Below are 18,899 nucleotides of genomic sequence, written 5' to 3'. Positions count from 1 at the left end.
ATTCCAAAAAAGGAGAAAGGAGAGGTTTATGCTTTTATCTAGAAAAATAAGAGATTATGGAGCTAAGTATAGGGGCAAAGAAATTAAAATGAGTACAGAGATAAATAGTTTTTTAAATCTTCGCAATACTATTGAGATGAGGATGGGCGCTTATTCTGTGCTTGGAGTAATTTATTCTATTTCTATGGATTCTCTTAAACTTATTTTTCAAGAAGATACTGTATTGCCCGCTTTGGCTAAAAATAAAAATTTAGGCTCTATTCAACTTAAGAAAAATTCGGATTCTAAGAATAGTGCAGCTTTTTTTCCCTTTTTGTCTGTAAAGTTGTTGAGTGCTTCTGCTTATTCTTCTCAAAATAAAGAATACAATTTATTAACATTGGAATTTTTATCTCCTATGCCAGAAGAGATTGCTATTAAAGTGGGAAAGCTTCTTGATTTAAAACTTGGACAAAATCAGAGAATTCATGAAAGGATTATTGTTGATAAAGATTCTATTAGAAAACTAAAAATTGATTCTGATAAAGCTTTTATTAAGTTTAATGGGTCAAAACATAAATGCTTAATAAAAGATTTATCTTATGGGGGTGCTTTAGTAATTTCTTCTTTTGATTATGGGGATGTCAATGAAGATACAATTGATTTAATTTTTAGTTTTGAATTTATGGATAAAGAGATTTTTATTGAGGGTAAGTCAAAAAGTTTAAGCGTTATTCAGACGCCCAATGGAAAGGTTTTTGCGCTTGGTATTGCTTTTGATGAGGACAAAATACCGCTTGAGTATACTATGTTAATTCATGATTATTTCAATTAATCAAAAGATTAAAATTCTTCTTATGTGAAGATTCACTTGTAATGCTTGATTTAAGGTTTTTTTAATTGTATTTGGTGGGCTTTGTTGAGAGTGAAGAGAAGCAGGGTGTGTTTTATGGTTTTAGATATTTGCTTTACCAATAAGTATTTATGTTTATGCTTTTTAAATTTTTAAAACAAGAATTTATCAGTATTTTTATTTTTAATTAAATGAATCTATTTGAACTGGCTTTTCTGATTCTATTGTTTATTGAGTATCCAAGTTCTTCATCTTTTACGAATTCACTAAGGATTTGTTTGTAGTCTTTCTCAGAATTAACTAGCTCTTTGTAAAGATTTTGTGCATATTCTTCAAGAGTATTAAATACTTTAATATTTTTTTTATCCCACAAAAAATTAAATAAATAAGATTTTAGAGTAGGTTTTGTAATAAGTATTTTTGTGTCTTTGTTTAAATATCTTCTTATATTGTCTTGACTTTTAAATAAATAGACAGGAATTTTTGGTTTGTAATGCTCTATTATATTCCCAGGTGATTTTTCTAACTCTATTTTTGTTTCTGCATAATTTACTGTATATTTTCCTTGAAGCTCTTTTTCTATCATTTTTTTTGTTATTGCGCCTGGTCTTAATATTAATACGTTATCTTTTAGGTCAAATCCAATTACAGTTGACTCGATTCCAATATTAAAGTCTTTGGTTTTTTCTGTTTTTATTATTCCCTTTACAAGCCCATTTAATTCTTTTAAGGCCATTTCGAAGCTTGTTGAGCTTGGCCTTTTTGATATATTTGCAGATGGCGCTACTATGGGGACTTTAGATGTTTTGATTAAGTTTAAAGCTATTTTATTTGCAGGAATTCTTATTGCCACTGTGTCTAGATTGCCACTTACAAATCTGGATATTTTTATGGATTTTTTAAAAACATAAGTTAAAGGGCCTGGACTAAACCTTTTGATTAGTATTAGAGCACTCTTAGGAATATATTCCGATAATTCTTTTATTTTTTTTACTGTGTCAACGTGTACTATTAAAGGATTTTCAATAGGTCTTTTTTTTACTAAAAAAATCATTTTTACAGCATCTTCATTGTAAGCATTTGCGCCAATTCCGTAAACTGTTTCTGTTGGAAATACAACAAGCTCTCCCATTTTGATAAGTTTTGCTGCTTTTTGTATTTGATTGCTGTGAATTATTTCTGTTAATATCATTTTTAGACTTTTTTCTTTTTATAATTAAATCAAAAAAAATACAAATAAGCAATTTATGAGCTTAATTGTTTATTGAAATATGTTTTTATATTATAATAAATTTATGAGAAATTTAATTGATGCCATCGTAAGAGATAATAGAAAGTTTGTTTTTCTCTTTGTATTTTTTTTTATTGCTTCTCATGTAAGTTCTACTACAGTAGGCCTTGCTTCATGGTATGGTGAAGCTTTTCATGGCAAAACTACTGCTAATGGTGAAAAATTTGATATGATGGCTCTTACTGCTGCTCACAAAGAATTGCCTTTTAATACTGCTGTAAGGGTTACAAATCTTTTAAATAATAGATCAGTTGTTGTAAGAATTAATGATAGAGGGCCTTTTAGGAAGGATAGAATAATTGATTTATCAAAACATGCCGCTGAGAAGCTTGATTTTTTAGGAATAGGAGTTGCTCCTGTAAAAATTGAAGTAATTGAAAGCGTGAATGAAAAAAGACCTTCTGTATCAAAATCGAGTGACTTTAAAAAAGCATTTAATACTTTTGAGATTGAAAAAGAAAAGAAAACTAATCAATTAGAGGATAATTTTTCTGTTGAAAATAAATCTTCAAATTTATTAGCAGATTTATCAACTTCTGTCGACAAAGAAGCAGATTTTTACATACAGGTTGGATCTTATAGAAAAAAAGATTATGCTGATAGGGCTTATAAAATATTAAAAAAAGCGGGTCTTTTTGTTGTAGTAAATTCTCATGGACCGTTTTATACTGTTTTTATTCCTACTAATGCTGATAATGTTCAAAAAAATATAGAGCTGATTAAATCTGCTGGATATAAAGATACTTTAGTAAGAAAAACCAAGGTTCCAGGTGAGAGTCTTGTTATGGATTGATTTTTTAAAATTATTTTTTTATCAAAATTGTTTATTATTTTAAAATTTTATGATTATGTCATTTATTGCCAATTCTTTTGTAGCGTTTTTTTATTTTAAATATTACAATGTTATTTTTAAAAATCCAAGTCTATTAAACATAAATAAAAGTTTTGCTTTGTTTAAAGTTGTACTTTATTATTATGTAGTCATTTTATGAAGTTTTTATTTGATATTCCTCTTCCAATTATGATTTTAGCTCCAATGGAGGACGTTACAGATTCTGTTTTTAGGAATTTAATTCATTTAATAGGATCTAAAGAAGGAGAACCCCATATTTATTTTACTGAATTTATTTCTGTAAAGGAAATTTTAAATGGATCAAAACAATCTATTCAACATATTTTTTTAAAACCTAATGAACTTAATCGACCTTTAATTGCTCAAATTTGGGGAAATGTTCCTGAGCAATTTTATAAAGCAATAGAAATATTAGGGAGCATGGGGTTTTGGGGAATTGATATTAATATGGGCTGTCCTAAGAATAAAATAATTAAAAAAGGGGTTTGTTCAGCTTTAATTAATAATAAATCTTTGGCTAAAGAAATAATTCTTGCAAGCAAAGAAGCTTGTGCGAAATTTAATTTACCCCTTAGTGTTAAGACCAGACATGGATTTTCATATCCAGAAATTGATAATTGGCTAGGGTTTTTGTTAGGCTTTGGAATTAATATGTTAACGGTTTATCCAAGACTTGCTGTTAATCAGAGCAAAGGTCCTGTTGATTTTGATATTTTTTATGAACTTGTTAAGTTGCGAAATAATATTAGTCCTTCTACGCTGATTATTGGCAATGGGGATGTTTTGAGTCTCAAGGATGCTAGATATTATGTTGATAAATATTTAATTGATGGGATTATGTTTGGTCGTGGAATTTTTAAGAATTTAAATTTATTTAAATTCTCTTCAAAACACTTTTTAGATAATAATTTAAATTTTAGACTAAATATATTAAAATTCCATATAAAGGATTTTCATGCTACTTGGGGATTTGGAAAAGATTTTAATAAACTTAAAAAATATTTTAAGATATATTTTACTGAGAAAGAAAGACAGAGTAAATATTTCTCAAATCTTATAAATTCAAAAACTTATGAAGAGCTTTTTGAAAATTTAAACGTTATTGATACGGTAGGAGATTTTGAAAACAATGAATTGTAGACCTCTTGAAAAATATGATCCTAAGGCATTTGAAGATGAAATTTATAATAAGTGGCTTAAAAATAATGTTTTTTTACCAGATAATTCTTTATTTGAAAAATTTAGTATGGTTGCGCCTCCTCCTAATGTTACTGGTGTGTTACACATGGGGCATGCTCTTAATTTTGTTTTACAAGATATTCTTGTAAGGTATAAAAGAATGAAAAAACACAATACTTTGTGGCTTTTTGGAACAGATCATGCAGGAATAGCAACCCAAGCTGTTTTTGAAAGACACCTTAAAAATATTGGTAAAAGTAAAAATGATTATGAAAGAGAAGAGCTTGTTCAAGAAATTTTTAAATTAAAAGATAAGCATAGAGGTGTAATTGTCAATCAGATAAAAAAACTCGGGGCGTCTTATGATCACACAAGAGAAAGGTTTACTCTTGATGATAGCCTTTGCAAGGCTGTTAATAAGGTTTTCAAGGATTTATATTCTAAAGGGTTGATTTATAGGGGTGAATATCTTGTTAATCTTGATCCTGGATCTGGGAGTGTTGTTAGTGATGAAGAGATTGAATATAAAGAGGTTGATGGCAAGCTTTATTTTGTTAAGTATTTTATTGATGATTCTTCTTTTATTGAGATTGCAACAACTAGGCCTGAGACAATGTTTGGGGATACTGCTATTGCTGTTAATCCCAATGATGAGAGATATAAGTCTTTAGTTGGCAAAGAGGTCACAATTCCTTTAACAACTAAAAAGATAAAAATTATTGCAGATTTTTATGTTGACAGTGCTTTTGGTACTGGGGCTTTAAAAGTTACTCCTGCACATGATCCTAATGATTTTGAAATTTCAAAAAGGCATAATATTCCCAAGGTCAATATTTTAACTCAGGATGGAAAACTTAATAAAAATGTTCCTTTACAATATCAAGGATTAAAGATGAAGGATGCAAGATTTAAAATAGAGATAGAATTAATGGAAAAAGGTTTTTTGCAAGGCGTTAAAAAACATAGGCAACAGGTTGGGCATTGTTATCGATCAGGGGAGGTTGTTGAACCTTATTTGTCTACTCAGTGGTTTGTGAGTATGAAGCCTTTGGCAGACAAAGCTTTAAAGGCTTTAGAAAATGGCGAATTAAAATTTTACCCTAAAAAGTGGGAAAATACATATAAATATTGGTTATCAAATATTAGAGATTGGTGTATATCAAGACAACTTGTTTGGGGGCATAGAATACCGGCTTGGTACAATATTGATACATCCGAACTTGTTGTTAGCGACACTGACCCTTCTTTAGATGAAAAGAATGCGGGGAAGAGGTTTGTTCAAGATCCAGATGTTCTTGATACTTGGTTTTCTTCTTGGCTATGGCCTTTTTCTTCGCTTGGATGGCCTAATGTTACTGATGATTTTAAAAATTATTATCCAACAAATACCTTAATTACAGCTTACGATATAATATTTTTTTGGGTTGCAAGAATGGTAATGGCGGGATTGGAATTTACAGGGCAAATTCCTTTTAAAGATGTTTATATTACACCTCTTTTGCGTGACAAACAGGGTAAAAAAATGTCAAAGTCCTTGGGTAATGGAATAGACCCTCTTGATATTATTCATGAGTATGGAAGTGATTCTTTGCATTTTACTTTATCTTTTTTGTCTGTTCAAGGTCAAGATTTAAACATTGATTCTAAGGATTTTATGCTTGGAGCTAAGTTTGCAAACAAAGTTTTTAATGCTTCCAAATTTATTCTTTTAAATATAAAAAATAGAAAAATATTAAATGATTTGGAATTTAACGACATTGACAAATGGTTGCTTACAAGTTTAAATTCAACCATTCTTGGTGTAGAGTCTTCTTTTGCAAATTATAAATACAATGAAGCTTCAAAATTTGTTTATGAGTTTTTTTGGAATGATTTTTGTGATTGGTATATTGAAATTAGTAAAATTGATCTGAATAGTGAAAATGTTGATATTCAAAATATGGCTATTTCTAAGTTGCTATTTTTTCTTAAAAAAGCATTGCTAATTTTACATCCGTTTATTCCTTTTGTTACAGAAAAAATTTATTCTGAATTTTCAGAAAAAGGTGATATTTTAGCCTTAAATGAATATCCAAGTTTTGATATTGCTAATAATTTTCAAGAAGAATTTGAAAGTTTTAAAGTATTTAAAACTTTCATTGTGGCTGTTAGAACACTTAAGAGTGAATTTAACATATCTTCTAATATTGAAATTGATGTTGCTTTGAAGTTTGATGCTGATTTTAAATATGAGGGATACTTTAAGGCTAATGAAAGCATTGCAAAAAGAATGATTAATTTTAAAAATATATTTTACAATAAAAATTGTGACGGCATGCTTGGTGTAACTGTAGTTGGTTTTGAAATTTATGCAGATGTTAAATCATTAATAGATAAAACTAAAGAGTTAATAAGGCTAGAAAAGCAACTTGAAAAGTATAAAATGCTTAAGATTTCTGTTTCAAAAAAACTTGAAAATGAAAATTTTTTAATGAATGCTCCTAAGGAAATTGTTGAATCTGAAAAATTAAAATTTGTAGAATTTTCTTCTTTAATTAATAAGATAAATAGTTATATTATTAATTTAAAAAATTTGTAAGTAAAGTTGAAAAATTATTATGTAGTTGAATTTGTTATAGATAGCTTTTCAGCAAAATGCTATCTATAATATAAATAGCATTTTGTACTCTTAGTTGTTAGATAATGTTTGAGGAGATAAGAAGTTTGGATCTTGTAATTTCATGAAGCTGTTTATTATTGTTGGTACATCTTCTTCTTTAATGTAAATTGATGGAAATGTTTTTCTTTGATTAAAGAGAAACTCAAAATCAAGAATTAAATAAATTTGACTATTTTTTCGAGTTGCGCTTAGCTTTAATTCGAAATCATCATCGTCTTCGTATCGTTTATTGGGATTTTCTTTAATCATTTTTGTGCCTAATAATATGATTTCATTTTCTTTAATGCTTTTGGGTCTGTCATTAAATAAGCTTAGGCTTTTGATTATATTGCTAGTATTTAAAAGATTAAAAAAGCTGAAATTTCTTCTATATCCTTTTTCTTTTAGGATAAGCTTAACCTCTGAATCGCTATCTTTAATAATAGATGATCTGTTATGTTCAATTTCAATAATGCCCTCAAGGCTTGCATTATTTAGAACTTCTGAATATTTTTCTTTTTTTATTAATATATCTTGTATAAAGAATAGATCTTTGATTGTGTCTCTTGCAAAAATATAATTATTAAATATTAAAAAGACTAAGGCTGTAATAAATATTTTTTTTGCCATTAAAATTCCCCTTTTTTACAGTATATCATATTCGTTTAAATTGTTTTTTAACAGCTTATATAAAAGTGATTTTTCAATTTTTTTGAGCTTTTATCATATGTCTTTTATTTCCAAATCCTTTTTCTATGTGGATATATTTGAAATTGGCAAGTTTTAAGCCATCTTTTACAATTCTTGCAGAAGAAAATGTTGAAAGCTTGCATCCCGGGCTGCTTTTCTCAGAAATTAAAGTAAATATTTCATTATTCCACATTTTAGGATTTTTTTTAGGATTAAATCCATCTAAAAACCAATATTCTACATTTTTTGGAATTTCTTTAATTTTTATGTTAGCGTTTCCAATTAAAATTTTTAAATTAACATTTTCTGTTATTTTTAGTTTTAAATTTTTTTTTGGAATTTTAGGATAATGTTTTAACATTAATTTGAAATAAACGGTTTCTTTAACGAAGAACTTTGAAATTTTCATTATTGTTTTTTTTTGAAGTGGAAATTTTTCTATAGAATAATAATTAATCTTTGAAGTTATATTGTTTTCTTTTATGAATTTTAAAAGACATATAAAGTTTAATCCTGTTCCAAATCCTAACTCCGCTATTAAAAGATTTTTTTTTGTTTTTAATTCTAAATCTAAATTACAGCCTTTAATAAATGTATAAAAACTTTCTTCAAGTCCATACTTTGGGTTGTAATAGATGTCATCGAATTTGCTTGAATATATGGTGTTCTCTTTAAAAACTAATTTTTCCATTTAATTTTATTTTTCAAGCTTACAAGACCTTGTAAGCTTGAAATTTTTAATTTGATTGATCAGAATAATAAATTTTTATGACAAACTTGTAATTATTTTTCAATAATCCTTATAAAATATTTTATAAGGATTAAAGCTAAGTAGCTAAACTTAGCTTTTTACTCTTCTATTATTGCAACTATTTCTTTTGCTTTTAGTATTAAATGTTCTTTATTCTCGATTTTTACAGCAGCTCCTGCATACTTTTCATAAAGTACAGTATCGCCAACTTTTACAGTGATTTCTTCTTTGTTAGAACCAATGGCTATAACTGTTCCAATATTTGTTTTTTCTTTTGCATTTTCTGGTATGTAAAGTCCCGAGATTGTTTTACTCTCAGCTTCTTTGATTTTTATTAAAACTCTATCAGCTAAAGGCTTAATATTTTTCATTTCAAACATCTCCTTATGTTAATAACCTTATGTTAATAATATTAAATATACGAAAAAATTGAGAACTGAGTCAATATATTTATATAGTGCTTGAAAATTAAATTAATTTTAAAGATAATTTTGTTATTAGAATATCAATTTTAGGCAGGGTAATGGTTTGATAACTGTAAATAATTTGGAAGTTGCATTTGGAGAGAGAGTTTTATTCAAAGATGTAAATATTAAATTTTCTTCTGGCAATTGTTATGGAGTAATTGGTGCTAATGGGGCTGGTAAAAGCACCTTTTTAAAAGTACTAGGGGGAATGATTGAATCTACTAAGGGTGAAATATTTATTCCCAAAAATCAAAGAGTAGCAGCCCTTGAGCAAGATCAATTTGCTTATGATGCATATAAGGTTATCGATACTGTTATTATGGGACACAAAAGACTTTATTCTGTTCAAAAAGAAAAAGATGAAATTTATAATAAACTTGATTTTAGTGATGAGGATGGGATTAGAGCCGGGGAGCTTGAAGCAGAATTTTCAGATCTTGGAGGATATGAAGCTGAATCTGATGCAGCAGTTCTTTTAAAAGGTCTTGGGATAGATGAATCAATTCACAATAGTTTAATGGGTGATATTGAAGGAGCTTTAAAGGTTAGAGTTCTTTTAGCTCAAGCGCTTTTTGGTGAGCCTGATATATTGCTTCTTGATGAGCCTACCAATAACCTTGATCTACAATCTATTAAATGGTTAGAAGAGTTTTTAATTAATTTTGAAAATACAGTTATTGTTGTATCTCACGATAGACATTTTTTAAATCAAGTTTGTACTCATATTGTTGACATTGATTATGGAAAGATTCAAGTGTATCTTGGAAATTATGATTTTTGGTATGAAACAAGCCAGATTTTAAACAAGCAACTAAAAGATGCTAAAAAGCGATCTGAAGATAAAATTGCTGAACTTAAGACATTTATTCAAAGATTTTCTAGTAATGCTTCTAAGTCTAGGCAAGCAACATCAAGGAAAAAATTGATTGAAAAAATAAAGGTTGAAGATTTAAAGCCTTCTTCAAGGAAGTTTCCTTATGTTAATTTCAAAAGCGAAAGAGAACTTGGTAAAAATGTTCTTACAATTAAAAATTTGATAAAAGAATTTGAAGGAAATTTAATTTTAAATAAATTTAGCAGTGTTATTGAACCCCAGCAAAAGATTGTTTTTTTGGGAAATCCCATGTTTGCAACTTTTTTGTTCGATATTATTACAAATGAGGATAGAAATTATAAAGGTCATTATGAATGGGGATCTACTGTTAATTTTTCATATTTTAATAAGGATAATGGAAAATATTTTGATTTAGATTTGAATTTAGTTGATTGGTTGCGTCAGTATTCAAAAGAACAAGATGAAACTTATATTAGAGGATTTCTAGGTCGAATGCTTTTCAGCCAAGATGAAGCTTTAAAGAAAGTAAATGTTCTCTCAGGAGGGGAAAAAGTAAGATGTATGCTTGCTAAGGCTATGCTTAGCGGAGCAAATGTTTTAATACTGGACCAGCCTACAAATCATTTAGATCTTGAGGCAATTACATCTTTAAATGCTGGGCTTAAAGAGTTTAAAGGGGTTGTTCTTTTTACATCACATGATCATCAATTTATAGATACTATTGCCAATAGAATTATCGAGTTTACTCCCAACGGAATAATTGATCGATATATGACTTTTTCTGAGTATATTGATGATACTAAGATTAGGGATCTGAGAAATAGCCTTTATGGTAATAATGCTGGGTTTAAGCTTTAGTATCAGTTTTTTAAAAGCTCAAAAGGTTTTTTATTTTGAGAGGTATACTTTTCATATTTGTGTTTTCAGCTTCTTTTTTAAGGCTTTATTCTAGTATCAATTTATATTTTCAAAAAGCATTAACTGGTAAAATTGTGGGCAATCCAATTATTGATGAAAAGCGGGATACTATTACGGTTTTAACAAAAGATAGATGGTTGACTACCTATACAATGTCACTTGAGAAGAAATATTCTTATAGATTAAATAGAATTCCATATTCTTTTCTTTTAAAAGATTTTGATAATGGGTATTATGTTATTACAGCTAGAAATGAAGTTCAAAAGATCAAAAGAGGAAAACTTGTTTGGAAGCATAAGCTAGATTTTTCGCCTTTAGGTTCTCCTGCCATAGGGAATGCTGGCATTTTAATTCCCCTTGTTAATGAGAAGGTCGTTTCTATTGATTTAAAGAGTGGGGAAAAAATGTTTGAGGTTAACACAGGTGGTAAACCCGCTACTTCCCCTGTAGTTTTTGATAATGGTGATTTTTGCATTGCAAGTGAGAATAATGAAATATTTTTGTTTGATTCTTTGGGTAATAAAAAATGGTTTTCCAGGCTAGTTGCTTTTCCTTTTTTGTTGATGATAAATACAAAAAAAGAGGTAGTTGTTGGTCATAAGTCAGGCCATATTGTTACTTATGGGAGAGATTTTGGGGAAGTTGTTGATTCTGTTAAATTAGACTTTCCTATTAATTTTTTGTTTGAAAAGTTTAATGGTGAATATATCGCAATTTCAAGTGTTGGTATGTTTTTTGATTTAAGTAGAAATTTTAAGCTTAAATTCAAAAAAAAAATGAACTTTGAGATTGAGAAAGCTGTTCTTTACAATAATAGAAATCTTTTAATTTCAACCAAATCAAATGGAATTTTATCTCTTAAAGAAGATTTTGATATATCTTTCGTAGATGCCAATCTTAAGGATTTGTCAGGACTTAGTGCTAATTCAGGTATTATTGCCTTAGGGGGGGGAGATTGGGTTCTTAGTACTTATTATTACGAATACGACAAAGAGCTTGATGTTAGTGTATGGAACCATTTTAGAGGTAATAAATATAATCAAGGTAGAATAGATTTAAAAGAAAAAGATTTTGTAGACTATGATAAAAATTATTTACTGCTTGATGAGATTCTAAATTCTAGTTATAGTGATGCTGCTTATGATAAATTTTTAGGGATTTTGGATTCTCTTGCAATTAAAAATGGAAATTTCCCCAAAAAATATTTAAATTTATATGAAAAAGCTTTTAATGTTTGGCTTTTGCCAGAAAAGGGATTTGATAGAATTGTTTCAAGAGGTAAGCTTTATAGATATTTTGTATATGTTAATAATGAATTTTCAATTAAGAGTTTTATTGATTTGGCGATTAGAGAAAGAGATATTAATAATATAATTACCATAGTGCAAGCTATTACCAAATTTGAAAGTTATCATGGGCAAGATTGTATTATATATAATTACATTCAACATATAGTGTTAAATTATCAAGGCAATTTAGAAATAGCTTATTCTGTGATTTTGAATTTGAGAAATATAATTTTAAATTCAACAGACAAACTTCTTAAACTTTGTAAGCATAAGTATCTAAAATTATTAATGTTTATGAGACGTCAAAATTTTTCTGGAAATATTAACAAGCACATTAATGAAATTATTTCAATCATTCAAGATTGAAATAGTTGTTTTGCATATAAATCTGATTATGTTAAAATTAGGTTTAAATTAGAATTTAGTTGGTAAGGTAGATTATAATTGAATTTATAGGAGAATTTCTTTTATGAAAAAAATGTTACTAATCTTTAGTTTTTTTCTTGTTTTTTTAAATGGATTTCCTCTTAATGCAAGGGAAGTTGATAAGGAAAAATTAAAGGACTTTGTTAATATGGATCTTGAATTTGTTAATTACAAGGGTCCTTATGATTCTACAAATACATATGAACAAATAGTAGGTATTGGGGAGTTTTTAGCAAGGCCGTTGATCAATTCCAATAGTAATTCAAGTTATTATGGTAAATATTTTGTTAATAGATTTATTGACGATCAAGATAAAAAAGCAAGTGTTGATATTTTTTCTATTGGTAGTAAGTCAGAGCTTGATAGTATATTAAATCTAAGAAGAATTCTTACAGGGTATTTAATGAAGTCTTTTGATTATGAGAGGTCTAGTGCGGAATTAATTGCTAAAGCTATTACAATATATAATGCTGTTTATAGAGGAGATTTAGATTATTACAAAGAGTTTTATATTGAGGCTTCTTTGAAGTCTTTGACTAAAGAAAATGCAGGTCTTTCTAGGGTGTACAGTCAATGGGCTGGGAAGACACAAATATTTATTCCTCTTAAAAAGAATATTTTATCTGGAAATGTTGAGTCTGACATTGATATTGATAGTTTGGTTACAGATAAGGTGGTGGCAGCTCTTTTAAGTGAGAATGAATCAGGTGTTAACTTTGCAAGAGATATTACAGACATTCAAGGCGAAACTCATAAAGCAGATCAAGATAAAATTGATATTGAATTAGATAATGTTCATGAAAGTGATTCCAATATAACAGAAACTATTGAGAATTTAAGGGATCAGCTTGAAAAAGCTACAGATGAAGAGCATAAAAAAGAGATTGAAAGTCAGGTTGATGCTAAAAAGAAACAAAAGGAAGAATTAGATAAAAAGGCAATTGATCTTGATAAAGCTCAACAAAAATTAGATTTTGCTGAAGATAATCTAGATATTCAAAGGGATACTGTTAGAGAGAAGCTTCAAGAGAATATTAACGAGACTAATAAGGAAAAGAATTTACCAAAGCCTGGTGATGTAAGTTCTCCTAAGGTTGATAAGCAGTTGCAGATAAAAGAGAGTCTAGAAGATTTGCAAGAGCAGCTTAAAGAAGCTAGTGATGAAAATCAAAAAAGAGAAATAGAAAAGCAAATTGAAATCAAAAAAAATGATGAAGAACTTTTAAAAAATAAAGATCATAAAGCATTAGATCTTAAGCAAGAATTAAATTCTAAAGCTTCTAGTAAAGAAAAAATTGAAGGCGAAGAAGAGGATAAAGAATTAGATAGTAAAAAAAAATTAGAGCCTGTTTCTGAGGCTGATAAAGTAGATAAAATTTCCAAGTCTAACAACAATGAGGTTAGTAAATTATCCCCGTTAGATGAGCCTTCTTATAGCGACATTGATTCGAAAGAGAGTGTAGATAACAAAGATGTTGATTTGCAAAAAACTAAACCCCAAGTTGAAAGTCAACCTACTTCGTTAAATGAAGATTTGATTGATTTGTCTATAGATTCCAGTAATCCTGTCTTTTTAGAGGTTATCGATCCGATTACAAATTTAGGAACGCTTCAACTTATTGATTTGAATACCGGTGTTAGACTTAAAGAAAGTGCTCAACAAGGTATTCAGCGATATGGAATTTATGAACGTGAAAAAGATTTGGTTGTTATTAAAATAGATTCAGGAAAAGCTAAGCTTCAGATACTTGATAAACTCGAGAATTTAAAAGTGATATCAGAGTCTAATTTTGAGATTAATAAAAATTCATCTCTTTATGTTGACTCTAGAATGATTTTAGTAGCTGTTAAGGACGATAGTAATGCTTGGAGATTGGCTAAATTTTCTCCTAAAAATTTAGATAAATTTATTCTGTCAGAAAATAAAATTTTGCCTTTTACTAGCTTTGCTGTGAGAAAGAATTTTATTTATCTGCAAGATGAATTTAAAAGCTTAGTTACTTTAGATGTAAATACTTTAAAGAAAGTTAAATAATTTTTCAGTTTGATTTGAACTTGTGTAAATTCGTAAGAAGCTAAAAACTTTGTTTTTAGCTTCTTAAATATTTTTTCGGGATGGTGGGATTCGAACTCACGATCCCCTGCTCCCAAAGCAGGTGCCTTAGCCACTAGGCCACATCCCGAATGAATCGCACCAATTAGGACTCGAACCTAAAACCTACAGATTAGAAGTCTGTTGCTCTATCCAATTGAGCTATTGGTGCATTTTAAATGCTAATGATGAGTATATCATTTTGGAAAATTCTTGTCAATAAAGTCCAGCTGCCTTTACTTTGTGTATTTTTTGTTTTATGTTTATAATGTTTTATAATTTTTTTATGATTAATCTTGATTTGATTGTTGATGAAACTTTATTTAGATATCCCGATGTTAAGCCTTTTTTAAATTATAAAAATAATTATGAGCTTTTAATAATGGTGATTTTAAGTGCAAGAACAACAGATAATTTGGTAAATAAAATTTCTCCGTATCTTTTTGAAAGGTATGGCAATTTTGAAAGTTTATCAAGAGCAAATGTGAGAGATGTTGAGAAATTAATTTATAAGACTGGTTTTTATTCAAGGAAAGCTAAAAATATTATAAATTGTTCTATTGATATTTTGGAAAAATTTAATGGTGTTATTCCAAACAATATTTTTGATCTTGTTAAGCTACCCGGAGTAGGTAGGAAAACAGCAAATGTTATTCTTGGATCTGTTTATAATAAGCCTGCAATTATTGTAGATACTCATTTTAGTAGAGTTATTACAAGGCATGCTCTTTCTTTAGAAAATTCTCCTATTAAGATTGAGCTGGATCTCAAAAGAAGAATAAAGCCTTGCAAGCAGTATAGATTTTCTATGGCTATCAATAAGCATGGAAGAGAAATTTGCACCTCTAGAAATGTAAGTTGTGTTAATTGTTTTTTAGAAAAATTTGCACCAAGGGTTTGTTAATTTTTTAGTTAAGATGATATTAAATGTTTCATTTTTTTTCTCAGCTGCAAATTTATTATTGCTAGTATTATGTTTATACCTATTAATATGAATAGAGGATTGATCCATATCCACAGATATTTATTACCCATTTCCATATAGTTTAGTAGTTCTCCAAGGCTAGGATATAAATTTTTATCTTGTTTTTGTAAAAAACTTACTACTTCAAAAGTAGTAAGACTTCTTGCCATTTGTAATGGGATTATGGACGATATTGATGAGAATACTTCTGGAAAAATGTGACGCAATATTATTCTAATTTTGCTTGCACCCATGGCTTCACTGGCTTTAATATAATCTAAATTTTTTATTATCAATGTATTGTTTCTTGCAATAAAGGCAAACCTAATCCATCCATGAATCAATGCCAATAGTGTTGCTGTTTGAAGCATATTGTAAGTTTTTTGTTTTAAAAAGTAGTAAAAAACTAGAGAGACAACATAAAAAAAGGGTAACGTTTGCAATGCTTCGATTGGTTTTGAAATTAGCATGCAAATTTCAAATCTAAACATGCCAATTATTGTTCCAATGAAGATTCCAATTACTGCAGAGATTGTTGCATAGCTTAGTGAAAGTAGAATAGAATTTCTGGTTGCAATTATTAATCTTGCCATAATATCTCTGCCCATTTTATCGATTCCTAGTGGATTGTCTTTTGTGGGTGGCATAGGTATGTTTTTGATAGATTTTAAATAAACTTTATTTGGATCTTTTTTGTAGATTGCAATTTTTGAATTTTCATTAACCAGTGCTGGGGTAATGAGTAATAATACAATAAATACATTGAAGAGTATAATATAAATTTTTTTTATTATTACATTTAGATTCATTAGCTTAGTGTGTCCCTATATGGGTTGATTTTGTAAATTAGTATGTCTGTTATTATATTTGGAATAAGCATGATGAAAACGCCAATAAAAATTAAATCTTTGGAAATAGCATAATCGTTGAATTTTAAAGCATTTAAATATAAGGCTCCAATTCCATCAATTTCAAATATTGATTCAATCATTGATGCTCCAAAAAAAGCAGTTGTAAGAATAGGTCTCATGTTCGTAAGTAATGGTGTTATTGATGGAATTAATGCATGTTTTAGTATTATTTGTAATTTATTTATTCCTCTTGATTTTGCAGCTTTTATGTAAAATTCTGATAAAGTTTTATCAAGAGATTGTTTAAAAATTACAGAATTAAATATAAAGAATGAAAAAAACCATGCGAATCCACCCATTATTAAATTTTTTGGATTTAAATTTAAATAATATATTAAAGACAATATTAAAAATACTGTTAAATTTCTTGGCATGGAGTGGAGTAATAGCATTAAATATTCTAGAAAATTATTTATTAGGTTGTTTTTTATGTAAATTTTCCAAATTATAATAAGTACTATTGCTGCAATATAAGAGAGTATAGCGCCTGGAATTGAGATTTTTAAAGTATTGAATAATTTTTTAAAAATTATTTTAATGGTTGGTTGGCCTTTATTTAGTAGAGAGTATCTATAATCACCCCATAGTATTCCTTCATTTTTTGTTTTGTATATTATATATGAATTGCCAGCTATATGCTTTAAAAAGCAATTTTTTTCTAATTTTGATTTAGGGTTAAAGTCATGTACTAAGGTATAGCTTTCAATACTTTTGTATATTCCAATGTATTGCAAGTATCCTTTTAGGATATTTGTTTTAACAAAAGGGGTATACTGCTGTTCATTTGAAAAAAAATTTACTAACGATACGCAAAAAAATGATGCACAAATTAAATTAATTAATAAATATATTATATTTTTAAAAATAAATATGTTCAATAAAAATTAATCCTTAGAATTATTGGAAGCAAGTTTATTACTTTTTGAATTTTTTTTGGTTTGGGTAATGCAACTTGATAAAAAATAATAAATCAAACCTATTGTTATCGATATAAAATAAAAATTTTGATTCTTGGAAAGGGGTTTTTGTAGGGTTAATATTTGTCCTTGGTTGTATTGATCTTTATTATTGTTAGTTTTTATTACTGTTGAGTTTTTTGGGTAGTAGCCCAATTTATTGCCTTCTTTTAGAATTTCAGATTTAGATACTTGTAAATTAATATATCTTGCTTTTAATTCTTTTTGATTTTTTTTTAGTTTTTCGATGTGATTTTTTATTAATGTTAAGTTGTTATCCAATTTTTGATAATTAACAAACCCTCTCTCTCCAAATATGGGAGCTATTATAAAGTAGCTTAGTATTCCTGAGTAAAAAGACATTGCAATTTTTTTATAAATAGTCATACAGCTTGTAATTATATTCTTAATATACTATATTTACAAGTAGTTAAAGTTGATTTAGATCGTAGCTATATTGAGTAGTTTTGGAGAGCAAGTTTGACATGAAGAAAAGTATTTTTTTTATCAAAGAAGGTCCTAAGGAAGTTGATTTTGATATGGAAAAGGTCTTTTTAAGAAATGAGTCTGTTGATATTGTTTCTACAACCACAGATAATCTTAAATTTTTTTTAGATGAAAAGCTATTAAAACTCGATAATATATTAAAAGAAAGACATGGTGAGTTGATCAATTGTTTAAAGGATGTTGAGCTTCGTGTTGAGAGAGTTGAAAAAGAAATGCTTGATAATGGGCCTAAGCTTGTTCAAAGAGATTTTATTACTTCTGGCTCGAAAGATTTTGAAAAAAAGTCCCATGAGATTGACGATTCATTTTCTAAAAAAGAAGACAATTTGCCTAATATTTCTATTGGTCAAGAAGAATTAGATGCACTGCTTGAAGGTATCAATTATGTATCAAAAGAAAGTGAAGGATCTCAGCACGATGTTAAATTTAATAGAGATAAAGATTTAAATCTAACTAGTAATTTGCATGTGGCTGATAATTTTAATAGCTTTGCCAAAGAAGAAGGTATTGATGTTAGTAATGATAATGTGTGCGTAGAAAATCTGGAGTTAAATAATAATAACGATCATAATAAAAAATTAGAGAGTGTTGTAGATAATAAACAACATTTAGAATTAATTGATGAGAATGGAAACATTGAGCTTGAGAACAATGTTAATTCTACGATTCTTAAGAATTCTGGTGAATTTCTTGAGTTAAAAGAATTTGATGACTTTGAAAACATTTTAAAAGAGGACTTAAATTCTCAAGTTAGTGAGGATTCTTTTTCTAATAATGGAGAGAATAATTTGAGAGGTAGAGCAGATCAGGACCAAAGTAATGGCATTGATAATTGTGAAAAACCCAATTCTCAAAATATAACTGAGGATCATTCTTCTTCTAATATTAATTTCAATGATGTTGAGAAGGTTGTGAATAAATTTAATGCTGAAGAATCTTTAAGCAATGTTGTGCTAAATAACGATGAAAAAACTGCATTAATAAATTTTATTGATAGGGTAGAAAGTGAGCTTGAGCTAAATCCTAATAGAAATATTTTTAAAATTAAACAAGAGTATGAAGTTTTAAAAAAAGTTAAATTTTTACTTACTAAAGGTTAAAGAATCTATTTTTTAGCCTTTTATTTTATTTTTTATAAAAATTTTTAAATTATTTTTTGGTAGCTGGACGATTTTTTGTTTAAATTAAAATTAATATTAACTTAAACAAAAAACTTATCAGTAAAGCAAGACAACATTTTATCAAAAGATAAAATGTTGTCAGTAGTACGCCTACATTTTGATTATATTTATTTTTATAC

At 27.9% G+C, this 18,899-nt stretch carries 16 protein-coding genes and 2 tRNA genes; 9 read left to right on the top strand and 9 right to left on the bottom strand.

The genetic code is table 11. The annotated features are described in order from the left end of the window. Positions 1–28 precede the first annotated feature (28 nt). Positions 29–814, top strand: coding sequence for a c-di-GMP-binding receptor PlzA (plzA, locus tag HNP63_RS00565; protein WP_004789367.1), 786 nt, complete (start codon positions 29–31; stop codon positions 812–814). 205 nt (positions 815–1,019) lie between these two features. Here the strand turns inward: plzA and HNP63_RS00560 are convergent, their stop codons facing one another. Continuing rightward, positions 1,020–2,024: an L-threonylcarbamoyladenylate synthase gene (locus HNP63_RS00560; RefSeq protein ID WP_015055777.1), complete on the bottom strand. Its 1,005-nt coding sequence runs from the start codon at positions 2,022–2,024 to the stop codon at positions 1,020–1,022. Between the two features lie 103 nt (positions 2,025–2,127). Between HNP63_RS00560 and HNP63_RS00555 the strand changes: the two genes are divergently transcribed. The 3 genes from HNP63_RS00555 to valS all read left to right on the top strand — a co-directional run bounded on the left by HNP63_RS00555 (position 2,128) and on the right by valS (position 6,733). Then, positions 2,128–2,916 carry a septal ring lytic transglycosylase RlpA family protein gene (locus tag HNP63_RS00555; protein WP_014486415.1) on the top strand — a complete coding sequence of 263 codons (789 nt, stop codon included), beginning with the start codon at positions 2,128–2,130 and terminating at the stop codon, positions 2,914–2,916. Between the two features lie 195 nt (positions 2,917–3,111). Beyond that, a complete protein-coding gene (locus HNP63_RS00550; RefSeq protein WP_183226961.1) occupies positions 3,112–4,116 on the top strand; it encodes a tRNA dihydrouridine synthase in 1,005 nt (334 codons plus the stop codon). Next, positions 4,106–6,733: a valine--tRNA ligase gene (valS, locus tag HNP63_RS00545; RefSeq protein ID WP_183226959.1), complete on the top strand. Its 2,628-nt coding sequence runs from the start codon at positions 4,106–4,108 to the stop codon at positions 6,731–6,733. Before HNP63_RS00550 ends, valS begins: the two co-directional genes overlap by 11 nt. Before the next feature lie 90 nt (positions 6,734–6,823). Here the strand turns inward: valS and HNP63_RS00540 are convergent, their stop codons facing one another. From HNP63_RS00540 to groES, 3 genes are all read right to left on the bottom strand, one after another. Then, complete coding sequence (locus HNP63_RS00540; protein WP_183226956.1) at positions 6,824–7,423, bottom strand: hypothetical protein; 600 nt, start codon at positions 7,421–7,423, stop codon at positions 6,824–6,826. A gap of 73 nt (positions 7,424–7,496) precedes the next feature. After that, on the bottom strand, positions 7,497–8,174 hold the full coding sequence (gene mnmC2 / locus HNP63_RS00535; RefSeq protein WP_004789856.1) for a tRNA (5-methylaminomethyl-2-thiouridine)(34)-methyltransferase MnmC2: 678 nt from the start codon (positions 8,172–8,174) through the stop codon (positions 7,497–7,499). A gap of 158 nt (positions 8,175–8,332) precedes the next feature. Next, the gene (gene groES, locus HNP63_RS00530) at positions 8,333–8,605 is read right to left on the bottom strand and encodes a co-chaperone GroES (protein WP_004789371.1); all 273 of its coding nucleotides are present in this window, start codon (positions 8,603–8,605) and stop codon (positions 8,333–8,335) included. 157 nt (positions 8,606–8,762) lie between these two features. Between groES and HNP63_RS00525 the strand changes: the two genes are divergently transcribed. The 3 genes from HNP63_RS00525 to HNP63_RS00515 all read left to right on the top strand — a co-directional run bounded on the left by HNP63_RS00525 (position 8,763) and on the right by HNP63_RS00515 (position 14,204). Continuing rightward, a complete protein-coding gene (locus tag HNP63_RS00525; RefSeq protein WP_004789502.1) occupies positions 8,763–10,394 on the top strand; it encodes an ABC-F family ATP-binding cassette domain-containing protein in 1,632 nt (543 codons plus the stop codon). Positions 10,395–10,429: 35 nt separating this feature from the next. Next, a complete protein-coding gene (locus tag HNP63_RS00520) occupies positions 10,430–12,109 on the top strand; it encodes a PQQ-binding-like beta-propeller repeat protein (protein WP_183226954.1) in 1,680 nt (559 codons plus the stop codon). A gap of 103 nt (positions 12,110–12,212) precedes the next feature. Beyond that, entirely contained in the window at positions 12,213–14,204 is a 1,992-nt protein-coding gene (locus HNP63_RS00515) for a P83/100 family protein (protein WP_183226952.1), read from the top strand. Between the two features lie 75 nt (positions 14,205–14,279). Here HNP63_RS00515 and HNP63_RS00510 read toward each other — a convergent pair. Both HNP63_RS00510 and HNP63_RS00505 read right to left on the bottom strand, forming a co-directional pair. After that, positions 14,280–14,352, bottom strand: a tRNA-Pro gene (locus tag HNP63_RS00510). 7 nt (positions 14,353–14,359) lie between these two features. After that, positions 14,360–14,433 (bottom strand) — tRNA-Arg (locus tag HNP63_RS00505). Positions 14,434–14,529: 96 nt separating this feature from the next. Here HNP63_RS00505 and HNP63_RS00500 point away from each other — a divergent pair. Next, positions 14,530–15,165, top strand: coding sequence for an endonuclease III domain-containing protein (locus HNP63_RS00500; RefSeq protein ID WP_038850696.1), 636 nt, complete (start codon positions 14,530–14,532; stop codon positions 15,163–15,165). 8 nt (positions 15,166–15,173) lie between these two features. Here HNP63_RS00500 and HNP63_RS00495 read toward each other — a convergent pair whose 3' ends face one another. The 3 genes from HNP63_RS00495 to HNP63_RS00485 are packed head-to-tail and all read right to left on the bottom strand — an operon-like array spanning position 15,174 to position 17,479. Further along, positions 15,174–16,034, bottom strand: a complete 861-nt coding sequence (locus HNP63_RS00495) for an ABC transporter permease subunit (RefSeq protein ID WP_004789771.1) — start codon at positions 16,032–16,034, stop codon at positions 15,174–15,176. After that, the gene (locus tag HNP63_RS00490) at positions 16,034–17,014 is read right to left on the bottom strand and encodes an ABC transporter permease subunit (protein ID WP_183226950.1); all 981 of its coding nucleotides are present in this window, start codon (positions 17,012–17,014) and stop codon (positions 16,034–16,036) included. The genes HNP63_RS00495 and HNP63_RS00490 overlap by 1 nt, the downstream gene beginning before the upstream one ends. Before the next feature lie 6 nt (positions 17,015–17,020). Next, positions 17,021–17,479 (bottom strand): septum formation initiator family protein, encoded by a 459-nt coding sequence (locus HNP63_RS00485; protein ID WP_183226948.1) that lies wholly within the window; start codon positions 17,477–17,479, stop codon positions 17,021–17,023. Positions 17,480–17,577: 98 nt separating this feature from the next. On the opposite strand from HNP63_RS00485, the gene HNP63_RS00480 reads away from it, so the two are divergent. After that, entirely contained in the window at positions 17,578–18,699 is a 1,122-nt protein-coding gene (locus HNP63_RS00480; protein ID WP_183226946.1) for a hypothetical protein, read from the top strand. Positions 18,700–18,899 lie beyond the last annotated feature (200 nt).

The organism is Borreliella afzelii (assembly GCF_014202295.1).
Lineage (GTDB): Bacteria > Spirochaetota > Spirochaetia > Borreliales > Borreliaceae > Borreliella > Borreliella afzelii.
Note: the sequence above shows the minus strand (reverse complement) of the source record. Positions and strands in the feature narration are given on the sequence as shown.

Bases quoted from the DNA above. Each gene is read 5' to 3' on its own strand.
- plzA (WP_004789367.1), top strand. From the start codon at position 29: ATGCTTTTATCTAGAAAAATAAGAGATTATGGAGCTAAGTATAGGGGC.
- HNP63_RS00560 (WP_015055777.1), bottom strand. From the start codon at position 2,024: ATGATATTAACAGAAATAATTCACAGCAATCAAATACAAAAAGCAGCA.
- HNP63_RS00555 (WP_014486415.1), top strand. From the start codon at position 2,128: ATGAGAAATTTAATTGATGCCATCGTAAGAGATAATAGAAAGTTTGTT.
- HNP63_RS00550 (WP_183226961.1), top strand. From the start codon at position 3,112: ATGAAGTTTTTATTTGATATTCCTCTTCCAATTATGATTTTAGCTCCA.
- valS (WP_183226959.1), top strand. From the start codon at position 4,106: ATGAATTGTAGACCTCTTGAAAAATATGATCCTAAGGCATTTGAAGAT.
- HNP63_RS00540 (WP_183226956.1), bottom strand. From the start codon at position 7,423: ATGGCAAAAAAAATATTTATTACAGCCTTAGTCTTTTTAATATTTAAT.
- mnmC2 (WP_004789856.1), bottom strand. From the start codon at position 8,174: ATGGAAAAATTAGTTTTTAAAGAGAACACCATATATTCAAGCAAATTC.
- groES (WP_004789371.1), bottom strand. From the start codon at position 8,605: ATGAAAAATATTAAGCCTTTAGCTGATAGAGTTTTAATAAAAATCAAA.
- HNP63_RS00515 (WP_183226952.1), top strand. From the start codon at position 12,213: ATGAAAAAAATGTTACTAATCTTTAGTTTTTTTCTTGTTTTTTTAAAT.
- HNP63_RS00500 (WP_038850696.1), top strand. From the start codon at position 14,530: ATGTTTTATAATTTTTTTATGATTAATCTTGATTTGATTGTTGATGAA.
- HNP63_RS00495 (WP_004789771.1), bottom strand. From the start codon at position 16,034: ATGAATCTAAATGTAATAATAAAAAAAATTTATATTATACTCTTCAAT.
- HNP63_RS00485 (WP_183226948.1), bottom strand. From the start codon at position 17,479: ATGACTATTTATAAAAAAATTGCAATGTCTTTTTACTCAGGAATACTA.
- HNP63_RS00480 (WP_183226946.1), top strand. From the start codon at position 17,578: ATGAAGAAAAGTATTTTTTTTATCAAAGAAGGTCCTAAGGAAGTTGAT.